This is a genomic window from Corynebacterium sp. AOP12-C2-36, assembly GCF_052379185.1.
GTDB lineage: Bacteria > Actinomycetota > Actinomycetes > Mycobacteriales > Mycobacteriaceae > Corynebacterium.
The window spans coordinates 20,037-33,235 of sequence record NZ_JBQSYJ010000015.1 but is presented as its reverse complement, the minus strand read 5'-3'; the positions used below and the strand labels follow the sequence as shown (position 1 = coordinate 33,235).

Here is a 13,199-nt window from a genome sequence, read left to right as displayed (position 1 = left end):
TGGAGCGGGGACAACGACAGGTCAGCCCTGCAGCGGGGCGAGGACCTTCTCCTCGATGATGTCGAGGAAGTCGACCGCAGAGGCATAGTCGGTGACCGACCCGTCGACGGGCACGACGTGGTCGTCCTGCGCGGCCTTGAGCTGCTGGAACAGCGGGTTGTCCATGACCTCCTGCATGCCCGGGTCCACCGTCCCGTCCGCGTTGAGGGGCACCATGACCACGTCGGCCTCACCGAGGAGGGAGCCGATGTTCTCCGTGGAGTACTCCTCCCACCCCTTGGGGAACTCGCCGGTGGGCACCGACGACGCCGTGGTCATGCCCACCTCCTCGAAGATCGCGCCGAGGATGCCGGAGGGGTAGTTGATGTAGAAGTTCGTCGGGTCGTCCATCGGGCCGATCGAGGCGAAGGTGTACTCGTCGAGCACGTCGGCGTAGTCGTCCTGCAGTTCCGCCAGGCGGTCCTCGTAGGCCGCCTTCGTCTCCTCGAGCTCGTCCTCGGTGCCCACGGCCTCGGCGATGGAGGCGACGATGGCCTTCCAGTCACCCCGGTCCTCACCCTCCACGATGACCGTCGGGGCGATCTCCGCGAGCTTCTCGTAGACGTCGTCGTCGATCTCGAGGACGTCGCCGACGATCAGGTCCGGCTCAGCCGCGGCGACCGCCTCGATGTCCAGCTCGAAGAACTTGCCGACCGGTTCGGCCTGCTCCACGAAGTCCAGCTGTTCCTCGGTGAACCCCTACGTGTAGTCGCTGTAGTCCTGGGTACCGACGGGCGTGACGCCGAGGGACTTCAGCTGCCACGGGGTGTCGTAGGAGACGGCGACGACGCGCTCCGGGGTCTCCGGGACCTCCACCTCGCCGTAGGCGCTGTCCACGGTGCGGACGTTGTCGGCGTCCTGCCCGTCGTCGTCGCTGCCGCAGGCGGCGGTCGCCGCCACCAGCCCGGTGGCCACCGCCACCGCTGCGACGGTCCGGCCCACTCGCCGGCCCAGTTTCGTGGCCCAGTGCGTGGCCCCGGTTGTCGTCCTCATCTGCTGCTCCTCATCTGGTTCTCCTCGTGGCGTCCAGAAAACTCCATGGACATTCATCCAGACCGTAGCGGGCGGTCGGTCGGCGCAGCGGACACTGTCTGCAGCGCAACGGACACAGGAACCGACCCTGTCCGCTGCACGACGACTCCCGTCCGCCCCGCCGCGAGCCACGGCCCTAGCGTGAACTGTCATGCGGACCACCGACCCTTCCGGCGACCCCACTGCCGCTCCTTCCGGCGTCACCACCGGCCACGTCCTGCGCATCGCCCTGACCGGCGACGGCCGGGCGCGGCGCCTGGCGGCGTGCACCCTCGGCCTGGTGGTGCACAACCTCGGCGATGCGGCCGTGCCCGTGCTCATCGGCGTCATCATCGACCGGGCCGTCATGCCCGGAGACCCCCGGGCGCTGGCCGTGTGGCTGGGGGCGCTGGCGGGGGTCTTCCTGCTCACGTCGCTGAGCTACCAGCGCGCGATGCTGGGCATGGTGCGGGTCTACGGCCACGGTGAGCACGACCTGCACCAGCTCGCGCTCGGCCGCGTCCTGCACCCGCGTGGGCACGCCCGGCGCTCCACCGGCGAGGTCCTGTCGATCACCACGAACGACACCTTCCAGGTCGCCGGGGTCTCCTGGAGCATCGTGCAGCAGCTCGCCACCGTCGCCGGACTCGTCGCCGCGGCCGGGGCGTTGCTGGCCGTCTCCGCTCCCCTGGGCATCGGGGTCCTGGCCGGGGCGGTGGCCGTGCTGGTGCTGATGCAGCGGCTCTCGCGTCCGATGTTCGCCCGCGGACGCACCGAGCAGCGGGCCGTCGCCGCCGCCAGCGACGTCGCCGCGGACGCGATGGCGGGACTGCGCACGATCCGCGGCCTCGGGGCCGAGGACGAGGTCGCCCGCCGGTACCGCGTCGCCAGCGCACATTCGCGCGATACCGCGGTGGCCTCGGCATTGTCGCTGCGCGGCTACGAGGCGGTCAGCGACGTGGTTTCGCTGGTCTACCTGGCAGTACTCACCTTCGCCGCCGGCTGGCTCGCGCTCGACGGGACGATCACCCCGGGTGAGCTCGTCACCGTGATCGGGTTGGCGCAGTACCTCAAGGGCTCGCTGTCGCACATCGGCACGTTCGGGGCGAACTGGGCGTACAAGCGCGCCTCCGCGGCCCGGCTGCGCGCCTTCGTCGCCGAGGAGTACCAGCTGCCCGGCGCGGCGCACCCGGCGCCGCGCCGCAGCGGCGACGCCGGCGTCCTGACCTGGGAGGCGACTGCAGACGCCTCGGCGGCCACCGCGCCGACGGTGACGGCACGCGCAGGACGGCTCGTCGGCGTGCACGTCGCGACGTCCGACGCCGGACGCATCGCCGACCGGCTCGGCTTCCGCACCGTCCCGGCGCGCGGCGAACTCACCCTCGACGGGGTCGACGCGCTCGACCTCGGGCCGGACGCCTGGCATCGGGCCGTCACCGTGCCACCGCGCGACTCGACGCTGTTCACCGGCTCCCTGCGGGAGAACGTGACCTTCTCCGACGCGCAGGTGGACGCCGATGTCGCCACCGCCACCGCGTTGGACGACGTCGTCACCCACCTCGGTTCCGTCGAGGCCCCCGTCGGCGAGGGCGGCCACCGGCTCTCCGGGGGCCAGCGGCGCCGCGCGGTGCTGGCCCGCGCCCTACATGCTTCCGGGCATGTGCTCGTCCTCGACGAGCCGACGATGTCCCTGGACCCGGTGACCGCCCGCGACGTCGCCACCGGACTCGCCGCGCTCGTGCACGACAGGCCCGGGCTGGCGGTGCTGGTCATCACGTCCGACCACCTCATGCTGGACGCCTGCGACGAGGTGGTGGAGCTGTGAACACCACCACGAACCGGCTGCCCGAGGCCACCGTCCGGCAGACCGGTCGGGTCGTCGCGGAGCTGCTGCGACCCCGCCTGGGTGCGTTGTCGCTGGTGGTCGCGTGCCTCACCCTCGGCTCGGCCGCGGCGCTGGCCGTGCCCGCCCTGCAGGGGCGCCTCGTCGACGACGTGATCGACGGACGCGGCCTGGACCGTCTCGCACTCACCGTCGGCGGCGTCGTCGCGGCCGGCGTGGTCGCCGCACTGCTCGTCCTGTGGGGCGGTCGCCTGCTGGTCAGGACCCTGCAGGATGTGCTCGCCACCCTGCGGGAGGACGTGCTGGACGCCGCGGTCCACCTCGACCCAGGGGCCGTGGAGAGCGCCGGCAGTTCCGACGTGGTCTCCCGCGTGACCGGGGACGTGGAGTCCGTCACCACCGCGGTGACCGAGGTGCTGCCGCGCACGACCCAGGCCCTGTTCACCCTGGTGGTCACGGCCCTGGGCTTCGCCGTGCTGGACCCGTGGCTGGCGCTGGCCGCACTCGTCGCCCTGCCGGTGCAGGTGCTCTCCGGCGCGGTGTTCCTGCGCAGGTCACGTCCGCTCTACGTCCGTCAGCAGCGGATGGACGCCGAGCGCGGGCAGGCGCTCATCGAGACCGTGAACGGTGCGTCCACCGTGCGCGCCCACGGGCAGGGGGCGAACCGGTTACGCCTGGTGGCCGAGCGCAGCCTCGCGTCGGTGGAGATCGGGCGGGCGGCGACGAAGGTGCGCAACGTCTTCAACGGCGGGTTGAACGTCGCCGAGTTCCTCGGGCTGGCCGCGGTGCTGTGCGTGGGTTTCTGGCGGGTCGACGCCGGGGTGCTGAGCGTGGGGGCGGCCACCGCCGGCGCACTGTTCTTCCAGCGCATCTTCGCCCCGGTGAGCGTACTGCTGGCCAGCATCGACGACCTCCAGCGCGCGGAGGTGGGCCTGGCCCGGCTCGTCGGCGTGCGCGGGGTGGGTGGGGATGGGGTTGGCGCTGCTGGCGGGGCGGGCGGTACAGATGGCACTGTGCAGATCACGGACGTCCACTTCCGCTACGGCGGTGACCAGCGCAGCGGGACCGTCAGCGGGACCGGGCTCGACGGCATCACCCTCAGCGTCCCCGACGGGGCGCGGGTGGTGCTGGTCGGCGCGTCCGGATCGGGGAAGTCCACGCTGGCCCGTGTCATCTCCGGGGAGCTGCGCCCCGACCAGGGCCGGATGAGCGTGGGAGGGGTGGACGCCCACCGTGCCACAACGGCGTCCGGGAGACCGGCGGCGGTGCTGGTCACCCAGGAGGTCCACCAGTTCACCGGCACCGTGGCGGACAACCTGCGGCTGGCCTCCCCCACGGCCACCGACGCCGAGCTGACCGAGGCCCTGACCGCCGTCGGGGTGAACACCGACGCCCCTCTCACGTCCGCCGACACCCTCGACGAGGCGACGGTCCAGCAGTTGGCGTTGGCGCGCGTCCTGCTCGCCGATCCCCCGGTCGTGGTCCTCGACGAGGCCACCGCCCACGCGGGCACCGGCGAGGGTGCCGGACGCCTCGACGCCGCGGTGGACACCGTCGCCGCCGGCAGGACGGCGATCATCGTCGCCCACCACCTCTCCCAGGCGCAGACGGCCGACCTCGTGGTCGTCCTGGAGGACGGCCGGGTGGTCGAGTCGGGGACGCACACCGACCTCGTGGAGCGCGGCGGGCGCTACTCCCGACTCTGGGAGGCGTGGCTGCCCGCGGAGTGAGTCGCCTGCCCCGCTGAGCCCGTACCCAGTACCCCGCGCTGTTGTTGGTTTTCCGGAGCCAGACCAACAACAACGCGGGGTGATAGAACATCCCCCTCCGGTACGTCCGTGGGCCCCTCTACACTGATCAATGGCGAGGTCCTTTGACCGCCCTCCTCACTGCTGCGTGGCCCTGGTGCTCGCGCGCGACAGCGACGACGACCACGGCGAAAAGCCCGTTCACGGCAAAAGCAAAAGTCGCGGCCACCGTCCTCGTGCTGGGGACTCCGGTGGTCCGCGACTTCACAGAAATCGTGACCGCAGTACTTAGCTGGTTTACTAGCTAGGCGCTACAGAGCACGTTGATGTTCGGCAGCCTCCGGAGATTAGGTCCTCCGGGGGCTGTTTTTATGATCAGAGCAACTCCCGCGGCGACGTGGGATCACCCTGATAGAAACCAGCCTACAACGGAGCGACGGAAAAACACCGCCTAGTCCGTCATCTGCTCCCGGACCTCCACACGTCGCACCTTGCCGAGCTGGTCGGCCGGCAACTCCTTGAACACCTGGAACACGCGCGGCACCTTGTAACGCGCCAGCCCTTCACGGCAGTGGTCCTTGAGGACCTCCTCGTCCAGCCGGGCGCCGTCGGCGAGGACCACGCCGGCGGCGACGGTCTCCGAGCCGTCCTCCCGCGGGAGGCCGACCACGCTGGCCTGCGCGATGGACGGGTGCTCGGAGAGCACCTCCTCCACCTCCGCCGGGTACACGTTGAACCCGCCGGTGACGATCATCTCCTTGATGCGCGAGACGATCTTCACGAAGCCGTCGGTCTCCTTGACCGCCATGTCACCGGTCCGGAACCAGCCGTCGACGAAGGCCTTCTCGTTGGCGTCCGGACGGTTGAGGTAGCCGCCGAAGACCTGCGGTCCCTTCACCACCAGCTCGCCGGCCTCGCCGTCGGGCAGCTCGCGGGCGGGGTCGTCCTGGTCCACGACGCGCACGTCGGTGTCCGGGAAGGTGATGCCGACGTACCCGGGGCGACGGTCGGTGCTCATCGGGTTGCCGATCACGATCGGCGAGGTCTCGGTGAGCCCGTAGCCCTCGACCAGCAGACCACCGGTCATGTTCTCCCAGCGCTTCACCAGTTCGACGGGCAGGCCGGACGCCCCGGAGAAGCTGGCCTTCACCCCGGAGATGTCGATCTTCTGCTGCTCGGCGATGTTCATGATCGTCTGGTAGAGCGTCGGCACACCGGGGATCCAGGTGGGCTTCTGCTTCTTCATCGCCGACGCCAGCAGCGGCTTCTCCGGCGCGGGCAGCAACAGCACCGTGCCGCCGATCAGCGGCCCGAGTGTGATGTTCATCGTCAGCCCGTAGGCGTGGAAAATCGGCAGCGCACCGAGCATGCGCTCGGACTCCTCCCCCTTGCCCAGCCCCGGCACCCAGGCCACGCCCTGGATGATGTTCGCGCACAGGTTGGCGTGGGTGAGCTCCGCACCCTTCGGCTTGCCGGTGGTGCCGGACGTGTACAGCACGATCGCCGGGTCGGACGCCTCGACCTCGGCCGTCTCGATCAGCACGCGGCCCTCGGACTCCGAGGCGTCCGCCACGAGGTCCGTCCACTCGGTGAGCCCGTCGGTGCTGCCCTGCAGCTTCTTGCGCATCGCCTTGACCGGGCCGACGGGCAGCTTCAACGCCGCGCGCAGGTAGGCCGGCATCGCCCGGGTGATGGTGACCGGGATGATCTGCTCGAGCGGGGCGACGGTGCGCAGCTCCCGGGCGACGTCCACTGCCTTGTCCCAGAAGATGCCGACCTTCGCACCGTGGTCCTTGAAGGCCACGGTGAGTTCGCGGGCGGTGTACAGCGGGTTGTGCAGCGTGGCCGTGGCCCCCAGGGAGAGCACCGCGTAGAAGCTGATCAGTGCCTGCGGGCAGTTCGGCAGCGCGATCGCCACCCGGTCACCCTTGCGCACGCCGCGGTTGTGCAGCATCGCCGCGGTCTTACGGACCTCGCGGGCGTAGTCGGCGTAGGTGAGGCTCGTGCCGAAGAACGTCATGGCAGGACGGTCCGGCCACGTCCTCACCGCGCGGTCGAAGACGGCGGCGAGGGTGTCCTCGCCGGGGGCGTCGTAGTCCAGCTCCGGGCTGGTCCACTCCGGGTAGTACTGCTGCCAGGTTTTGTCGGTCATGGTGAACAAGGTTACGCCTGTAACATAGGTCACTCCCCCATGCTCACAGCGTGGATCACACCACCGAGAGGTCACCATGTCCACCTGGCTCAACCCCTACCTCAAGTTCCGCGACACCGCCGCGGACGCACTCGCCTTCTACGCCGGGGTCTTCGGCGGGAAGGCGGACGTCCTGACCTTCGGGCAGGCCGGTGCCGCCGACACCCCCGAGCGCGAGAACCTGGTCATGCACGGTCACCTGGAGACCCCCGACGGCTGGACCTTCATGGCCTGCGACACCGCCGACGCCGACCCCCGCGACTTCGAGGCACCCCCGGTCGACCTGTGCGTGGGCGGCGACGCCGACGAGTACGACAAGGTCGCCGGCTGGTTCGCCGCCCTGTCCGAGGGCGGCTCGGTGTTCCTGCCCCTGGAGAAGCAGATGTGGGGCGACTGGTTCGGCCAGGTCCGCGACAAGTTCGGCGTGTCCTGGATGGTCAACGTCGCCGCGGACGGTGCCGCCGGGGACGCCCCCAGCTGAGCCGTTCCGCGCCTCGCTCTTCAGCACCGCTTCAGCCTCGCCGTGCAACACTGGGCGCCATGCGGATTCTGCTGGTGGACGACGAGAAGCGGCTCGCCGACGGCGTGCGCCGCGGCCTGGAGGCCGAGGGCATGGTCGTCGACGTCGCCCACGACGGTGCGTCCGGACTCGACCTGGCGTCCGACGCGGACTACGACGTCATCGTCCTCGACGTGATGATGCCCGGCATGAACGGCTACCGCGTGTGCCAGGCACTGCGCGCCGACGGCGACCACACCCCCGTCCTGTTCCTCACCGCGAAGGACGGCGAATGGGACGAGGTCGAGGGCCTCGACACCGGCGGGGACGACTGGCTGACCAAGCCCTTCTCCTTCCCGGTGCTGATCGCCCGGATCCGCGCACTCGCGCGACGTGGTGCCCGCGAACGCCCCGCCACGCTCCAGGCCGGCGACCTGACCCTCGACCCGGCGGCACGTCAGGCGTTCCGCGGTGACCAGGAGATCACGCTCACCGCCCGCGAGATGGCGGTGCTGGACTTCCTGCTGCGTCGGCGTGGGGAGGTCGTGACCCGTCGGGAGATCATCGCCAACATCTGGGGCGACTCCTTCACCGGGGACGCCAACATCATCGAGGTCTACGTCGGCCACCTGCGCGCCAAGGTCGACCGGCCCTTCGGGCGGCAGGCCATCGAGACTGTCCGCGGCGTGGGCTACCGGTTGTCCGGGACGGGTGGGTGAGACGGTGCGAGGCACACGTCACTCGATCCGTGCCCGGGTCACGGCCGGCGCGACCGTCATCGTCGCCCTCATCCTCGTCACCAGCGCGGTTCTCGCCGTCCTGGTCCTCGGCCGGGTCCTCACCGCGTCCGTCGAGGAATCGGCGGAGCAGGACCTCGAGTCCCTGAGCTCCCAGATCGAGGACGACCCGGCGCGGGCGGAGAGCATCGTCGCCGGGATCGACGACGACCAGCTCGTCCGGCTGAGCACCTCCGGTGGCACCGTGGTCAACGACGAGGACGCCCACCTGCTCCCGGAGCCCGGCGACTCCCCGCAGCAGGTCACCGTCGACGACGAACCCTACCTCGTGGTCTCCGACGACGCTGAGCTCGCTGGGGACGCTGAGGACGCCGGTACGCTCACCGTCGCCCGGACCACCGAGCACGTCGACGAGACGGTCACCGCGACGACGACCCTGCTGGCGATCGCCGTGCCGCTGGTCGTCCTGCTCGTCGGCGCAGTGGTGTGGATCGTCACCGGTCGGGCGCTACGCCCGGTCGACCGGCTCCGCCGCCAGGTCGACGCCATCACCGCCGAGGAACTGTCCCGACGGGTGGACGCCGGGGACGACGAACTCGGTGCCCTGGCAACCACCATGAACCGGATGCTCGCTCGCCTCGAACACTCCCAGGCCGTCCAGCGCCGGTTCGTCAGCGACGCCTCCCACGAGCTGCGCTCACCGCTGGCGACGGTGCGGCAGCACGCGGAGCTCGGGGCGTCCTACCCGGACGCCACCTCCCTGCCCGAGCTCAGCGAGGTCGTGCTCGACGAGGGCGAACGGATGCAGGACCTCGTCGAAGGCCTGCTGCTGCTGGCCAGACTCGACGAGGACCACCGCCCGCCCACCGAGACCGTGGACCTCGACGACCTGCTCTTCGCCGAGGCGGCCAGGCTGGCCCGGGTCAGCGAACTCGACGTGGACGTCACCTGGGTGGAGGCGGCGCAGGTGCAGGGCAACCCCCGGCTCCTCGGCCGCGCCGTGCGCAACCTCGTCGACAACGCCGCACGCCACGCGGCGTCGCGCATCGTCCTCGGGCTCCGGGACGCCGGCAGCACCGGCGGCGCGACGGTCGAGCTGACGGTCGCGGACGACGGAGACGGCGTCCCCACCGGCGACCGCGAGCGCATCTTCGACAGGTTCGCACGCCTCGACGACGGACGGGCCCGCGACACAGGTGGGAGCGGCCTGGGACTCGCCATCGTCAAGGAAGTCGCCCAGGCCCACCACGGTCAGGTGACCGCTGGCGAGAGCACCGGGACCGGAACACGCGGCGGCGCTGTCTTCACCCTCACCCTGCCGACTGGCGGATCCTGAAGGCGCTTTCAGCAAGCTTCAGAATGGGTTCAGTACCTGTCGGGCAGGGTGAGTGGCATGACAGAGAACACCGCACCCCAGAACCAGCAGAACGAACCATCCACCGACACCGCGGCACAGCCGAACAGGAAGCGCACGGGCCTGGCCATCGGCGCCGGCGCAGTCGCCGCCCTCGTCCTCGCCGGCGGAGTCGCCTACGGCGTGACCGGGAACTCCGGCGGCGACGGCGGAACCGTGGGCACCGCCGCCGCAGAGTCTTCCGGGAACTCCGGAGCCTCCGAGGCCTCCGGGTCAGACGCCGGAACGCTCCGCGAGGTCGCCGAGCAGGCGGTCTCCGAGGCCGGCGGACGCGGCGCCAGCTCCATCGAGGTCGAGAAGGACGGCCACGAGGTCGAGGTTGAACTCGACGACGGCCGGTCCGCGGACGTCCACGTCGGTGCCGACGGCACCGTTCGTGTCGACCCCGAGGATGAGGACGACGACGCGGACGAGGCCGATGCGTCCGGGCAGGACGAGCCCGTCCTCGACCTCGCCGCTCTCCAGGACGCCGTGGACGCCGGCTTGTCCTCAGCCGGTGAGGCCGGTGTCGCCGACGGTGTCGTGGAATCCGTGTCCGCCTCCGATGACCGGGGCGTGGCCTACGAGGTCAGCGTCCAGGGTCAGGACGGCCGTGAGGTCGATGTCGACCTGGCCGAGGACTTCTCCGTGGTCGCGACCGACATCGACGACGACTGACTCCACTCGGAGCCGGTCACACGGCAGCGCAGCAACAGCACAACAGAGCAATCACCCTCCCAGGTAGCGATTCGGGCCGAATGGCTACCTGGGAGGGCGACTATTTTTAATGTTGATGCGCAGTTGAGACCGTTGCGCGGGTGAGGCGGGAACGCCCCTACAGCAGCGGGGAGACCTTGTTGTCGAACATGCTCAGCGCCGCGCCGATGGCCATGTGCATGTCCAGGTACTGGTACGTGCCCAGGCGCCCACCGAAGAAGACGTTGTTGTCGGAGGTCTCGGCGTCGGCGAGCTCGCGGTAGCGCAGCAGCTTCTCGCGGTCCTCAGGCGTGTTGATCGGGTAGTACGGCTCGTCGTCGCCCTCGGCGAAACGGCTGAACTCCTTCATGATCACGGTCTTGTCGGCCGGGTAGTTCTTGCGCTCCGGGTGGAAGTGACGGAACTCGTGGATGCGGGTGAAGGGCACGTCCGCGTCGTTGTAGTTCATCACCGGGGTGCCCTGGAAGTCGCCGGTGTCGAGCACCTCGGTCTCGAAGTCGAGGGTGCGCCAGCCGAGGTGGCCCTCGGAGTAGTCGAAGTAGAGGTCCAGCGGGCCGGTGTAGACCACCGGTGCGTCCGGGTTGGCGGCGCGCAGCTCGTCGCGGACGTCGAACCAGTCGGTGTCGAGGCGCACCTCGATGTTGGCGTTCTTCGCCATGTTCTCCAGCCAGGCGGTGTAGCCCTCGACCGGCAGGCCCTCGTAGGTGTCGTTGAAGTACCGGTTGTTGAAGGTGTAGCGCACCGGCAGGCGGGAGATGTTCGCCGCGGGCAGGTCCTTGGGGTCGGTCTGCCACTGCTTGGCGGTGTAGTCGCGGACGAAGGCCTCGTAGAGGGGGCGCCCGATCAGGGAGATGCCCTTCTCCTCGAGGTTGGCGGCGTCCTCCGGGTTGAGTCCGTCGGTCTGGTCCTTGATGAGGTCACGGGCCTCGTCGGGGCTGTAGTACTTGCCGAAGAACTGGTTGATCAGGCCGAGGCCCATGGGGAACTGGTAGGCGGTGCCGTCGTGCATGGCGAACACGCGGTGCTGGTAGTCGGTGAAGTCGGTGAATTCGTTGACGTAGTCCCAGACCTTCTTGTTCGAGGTGTGGAACAGGTGGGCACCGTACTTGTGGATCTCGATGCCGGTGTCCGGCTCCGCCTCGGAGTAGGCGTTGCCGCCGATGTGGCTGCGGCGCTCGAGCACGAGCACCTTCTTGTCCAGCTGGCTGGCGGCGCGCTCGGCGACGGTGAGTCCGAAGAATCCGCTGCCGACGACGATCAGGTCGTAGGCGCTCTGGTCACTGTTGTCACTCATGGACGGTAACGTTACAGCCCCTGGCCTGCCCGGGTGCGGCGCCATGCCGGTGGCCCTACTATGGGGCCCCATGAGTTCCCGTGCAATCGAGCTGCCCACCACCATGTCGGCCGTCGCGGTCACCGGTGAGTTTCCCGTGGATGACCCCCGCTGTCTCACCGACGTGACCGTCCCACTTCCCGAGGTCGGCCCGCGCGACCTCCTCGTCGAGGTCCAGGCCGTGTCCGTGAACCCGATCGACACGAAGATGCGTCGTCGGGCGGGGGACGCCCTGGCGCGCGGCGAGCAGCCGGTGCTCGGGTACGACGCCGCGGGCGTCGTGCGCGAGGTCGGCGACGAGGTCTCCCGCTTCGAGGTGGGTGACCGGGTGTTCTACGCCGGTAGCCAGTTGCGGGCCGGCACGAACGCCCGCTTCCACGCCGTGGACGAGCGCATCGTGGGCCACCGTCCCACCACGTGTTCGGCGACGGAGGCGGCGTCGCTCCCGTTGACGGCGTTGACCGCGTGGGAGGCCCTGTTCGAGCGGCTCGGCGCGTCCATCGACTCCAACGGTTCGCTGCTGGTGCTCGGCGGTGCCGGCGGGGTGCCCAGCGTGATGATCCAGCTGGCCCGTGCGCTGACCGGGTTGACCGTGATCGCCACCGCGTCGCGCGAGGAGTCGCGTGACTGGGTCGTGGAGATGGGTGCGCACGAGGTCGTCGACCACCGTCGCAACCTCGCGTCCCAGGTGCTGGACCTCGAGCCGGACGGCATCGACCTGGTCTTCACCTCGAACTCCTCCGGCCATGCCGAGGAATTGGCCGAGATCATGACGCCGCAGGCGCGGCTGTGCCTGATCGACGATCCGGAGGACTTCCAGATCGCGCCGTTCAAGAAGAAGTCGATCTCCATCCACTGGGAGTCGATGTTCACCCGCACCGTCTTCGACACCGAGGACGTGGATGAGCAGGGAGTGATCCTGGACCGCATCTCCGGCATGGTCGACGACGGCAAGCTGATCCCCACCGTCGGCGAGACGATGATCGGCATGAACGCCGCGACGCTGGCCGAGGCGCACAGCGAGATCGAGCGCGGTCACGTCACCGGCAAGATCGTGGTGCGGATCTAGCCTGGCCGTCCCCCGGCCGTCCCCTAGTAGTCGATGTCCTCCACGCCGTCCCCGAACCGCTCGGCCAGGGACGCGAACAGGATGCACCCGCCGGAGATCTCCGACAGGATGTGCTGGCTGATCTGGTCGTCGGCGGCACCGAAACGGTAGTGCACGGCATGCTCGACGGCCACGTAGATGTCCCCGTCCTCGTCCTCGGTCACCGCGGCGCTCGGCATGTGGTGCCCGGAATTCCAGTCGTTGCAGAACTCCAGCAGGTCAGCACGATATTCCGGGGGAAGATAGTCGCTCCAGTACCCGCTGACCGAGAGGATGTCGTCCGCACTACCGGCGAGATTGAAGTAGAAGCGACCGTGGTCCCACTTGCTGCTGATCTCCGCGTAGGTGTCCACCGAGTAGCCGAACTCGAGCCGTTCAAGGGCGTCCATGACGCGGTGGCGTGAGATCTGCCGCAGGACGACGTCCGGGAAATTCGTACGGGACCGGGCGGTGATGTCGGTGGAGTCGGTGGTGTCGTTGACGTGGCTCATGCCGTAGTTCTAACACGGGCCCCGGACACCGGATCCCCGTGTTCGATCGCGGTGTTCGATCCCCGTGTTCGGTCGCGGCACAACGACGG

General features: G+C 69.6%; 12 protein-coding genes. 7 read left to right on the top strand and 5 right to left on the bottom strand.

Going from position 1 to position 13,199, the window contains the following annotated elements; genetic code table 11:
- Positions 1 to 21: 21 nt before the first annotated feature.
- Together ACT3UN_RS12735 and ACT3UN_RS12730 are read right to left on the bottom strand one after the other, a co-directional pair.
- Complete coding sequence (locus ACT3UN_RS12735; RefSeq protein ID WP_444657222.1) at positions 22 to 711, bottom strand: ABC transporter substrate-binding protein; 690 nt, start codon at positions 709 to 711, stop codon at positions 22 to 24.
- Positions 712 to 738: 27 nt separating this feature from the next.
- Positions 739 to 1,032 (bottom strand): hypothetical protein, encoded by a 294-nt coding sequence (locus ACT3UN_RS12730; RefSeq protein WP_444657221.1) that lies wholly within the window; start codon positions 1,030 to 1,032, stop codon positions 739 to 741.
- Between the two features lie 190 nt (positions 1,033 to 1,222).
- Between ACT3UN_RS12730 and ACT3UN_RS12725 the strand changes: the two genes are divergently transcribed.
- Both ACT3UN_RS12725 and ACT3UN_RS12720 read left to right on the top strand, forming a co-directional pair.
- Complete coding sequence (locus ACT3UN_RS12725; protein ID WP_444657220.1) at positions 1,223 to 2,875, top strand: ABC transporter transmembrane domain-containing protein; 1,653 nt, start codon at positions 1,223 to 1,225, stop codon at positions 2,873 to 2,875.
- On the top strand, positions 2,872 to 4,623 hold the full coding sequence (locus ACT3UN_RS12720; RefSeq protein ID WP_444657219.1) for an ABC transporter ATP-binding protein: 1,752 nt from the start codon (positions 2,872 to 2,874) through the stop codon (positions 4,621 to 4,623). The genes ACT3UN_RS12725 and ACT3UN_RS12720 overlap by 4 nt, the downstream gene beginning before the upstream one ends.
- 469 nt (positions 4,624 to 5,092) lie before the next feature.
- Here ACT3UN_RS12720 and ACT3UN_RS12715 read toward each other — a convergent pair whose 3' ends face one another.
- Positions 5,093 to 6,793 carry a long-chain-fatty-acid--CoA ligase gene (locus tag ACT3UN_RS12715; RefSeq protein WP_444657218.1) on the bottom strand — a complete coding sequence of 567 codons (1,701 nt, stop codon included), beginning with the start codon at positions 6,791 to 6,793 and terminating at the stop codon, positions 5,093 to 5,095.
- Between the two features lie 76 nt (positions 6,794 to 6,869).
- Here ACT3UN_RS12715 and ACT3UN_RS12710 point away from each other — a divergent pair, with 76 nt between their 5' ends.
- From ACT3UN_RS12710 to ACT3UN_RS12695, 4 genes are read left to right on the top strand one after another with little or no spacing between them, the layout of a single operon-like run.
- Entirely contained in the window at positions 6,870 to 7,313 is a 444-nt protein-coding gene (locus ACT3UN_RS12710) for a VOC family protein (RefSeq protein ID WP_301443833.1), read from the top strand.
- 59 nt (positions 7,314 to 7,372) lie between these two features.
- Complete coding sequence (locus ACT3UN_RS12705) at positions 7,373 to 8,050, top strand: response regulator transcription factor (RefSeq protein WP_301443832.1); 678 nt, start codon at positions 7,373 to 7,375, stop codon at positions 8,048 to 8,050.
- Between the two features lie 4 nt (positions 8,051 to 8,054).
- Positions 8,055 to 9,404 carry a sensor histidine kinase gene (locus tag ACT3UN_RS12700; RefSeq protein WP_301443831.1) on the top strand — a complete coding sequence of 450 codons (1,350 nt, stop codon included), beginning with the start codon at positions 8,055 to 8,057 and terminating at the stop codon, positions 9,402 to 9,404.
- A 57-nt stretch (positions 9,405 to 9,461) separates the two neighbouring features.
- Positions 9,462 to 10,139, top strand: coding sequence for a hypothetical protein (locus tag ACT3UN_RS12695; protein WP_301443830.1), 678 nt, complete (start codon positions 9,462 to 9,464; stop codon positions 10,137 to 10,139).
- Positions 10,140 to 10,296: 157 nt separating this feature from the next.
- Here the strand turns inward: ACT3UN_RS12695 and glf are convergent, their stop codons facing one another.
- The gene (gene glf, locus ACT3UN_RS12690; RefSeq protein WP_441578815.1) at positions 10,297 to 11,472 is read right to left on the bottom strand and encodes a UDP-galactopyranose mutase; all 1,176 of its coding nucleotides are present in this window, start codon (positions 11,470 to 11,472) and stop codon (positions 10,297 to 10,299) included.
- 70 nt (positions 11,473 to 11,542) lie between these two features.
- Here glf and ACT3UN_RS12685 point away from each other — a divergent pair, with 70 nt between their 5' ends.
- Entirely contained in the window at positions 11,543 to 12,580 is a 1,038-nt protein-coding gene (locus ACT3UN_RS12685; protein WP_301443986.1) for a zinc-binding alcohol dehydrogenase family protein, read from the top strand.
- A gap of 23 nt (positions 12,581 to 12,603) precedes the next feature.
- On the opposite strand, the gene ACT3UN_RS12680 is transcribed toward ACT3UN_RS12685, so the two are convergent.
- On the bottom strand, positions 12,604 to 13,110 hold the full coding sequence (locus tag ACT3UN_RS12680; protein WP_444657217.1) for a YbjN domain-containing protein: 507 nt from the start codon (positions 13,108 to 13,110) through the stop codon (positions 12,604 to 12,606).
- Between the last annotated feature and the right edge of the window lie 89 nt (positions 13,111 to 13,199).

Coding starts and splice junctions, on each gene's coding strand:
- ACT3UN_RS12730 (WP_444657221.1), bottom strand. CDS start 1,032: ATGAGGACGACAACCGGGGCCACGCACTGGGCCACGAAACTGGGCCGG.
- ACT3UN_RS12725 (WP_444657220.1), top strand. CDS start 1,223: ATGCGGACCACCGACCCTTCCGGCGACCCCACTGCCGCTCCTTCCGGC.
- ACT3UN_RS12715 (WP_444657218.1), bottom strand. CDS start 6,793: ATGACCGACAAAACCTGGCAGCAGTACTACCCGGAGTGGACCAGCCCG.
- ACT3UN_RS12710 (WP_301443833.1), top strand. CDS start 6,870: ATGTCCACCTGGCTCAACCCCTACCTCAAGTTCCGCGACACCGCCGCG.
- ACT3UN_RS12705 (WP_301443832.1), top strand. CDS start 7,373: ATGCGGATTCTGCTGGTGGACGACGAGAAGCGGCTCGCCGACGGCGTG.
- ACT3UN_RS12695 (WP_301443830.1), top strand. CDS start 9,462: ATGACAGAGAACACCGCACCCCAGAACCAGCAGAACGAACCATCCACC.
- glf (WP_441578815.1), bottom strand. CDS start 11,472: ATGAGTGACAACAGTGACCAGAGCGCCTACGACCTGATCGTCGTCGGC.
- ACT3UN_RS12685 (WP_301443986.1), top strand. CDS start 11,543: ATGAGTTCCCGTGCAATCGAGCTGCCCACCACCATGTCGGCCGTCGCG.
- ACT3UN_RS12680 (WP_444657217.1), bottom strand. CDS start 13,110: ATGAGCCACGTCAACGACACCACCGACTCCACCGACATCACCGCCCGG.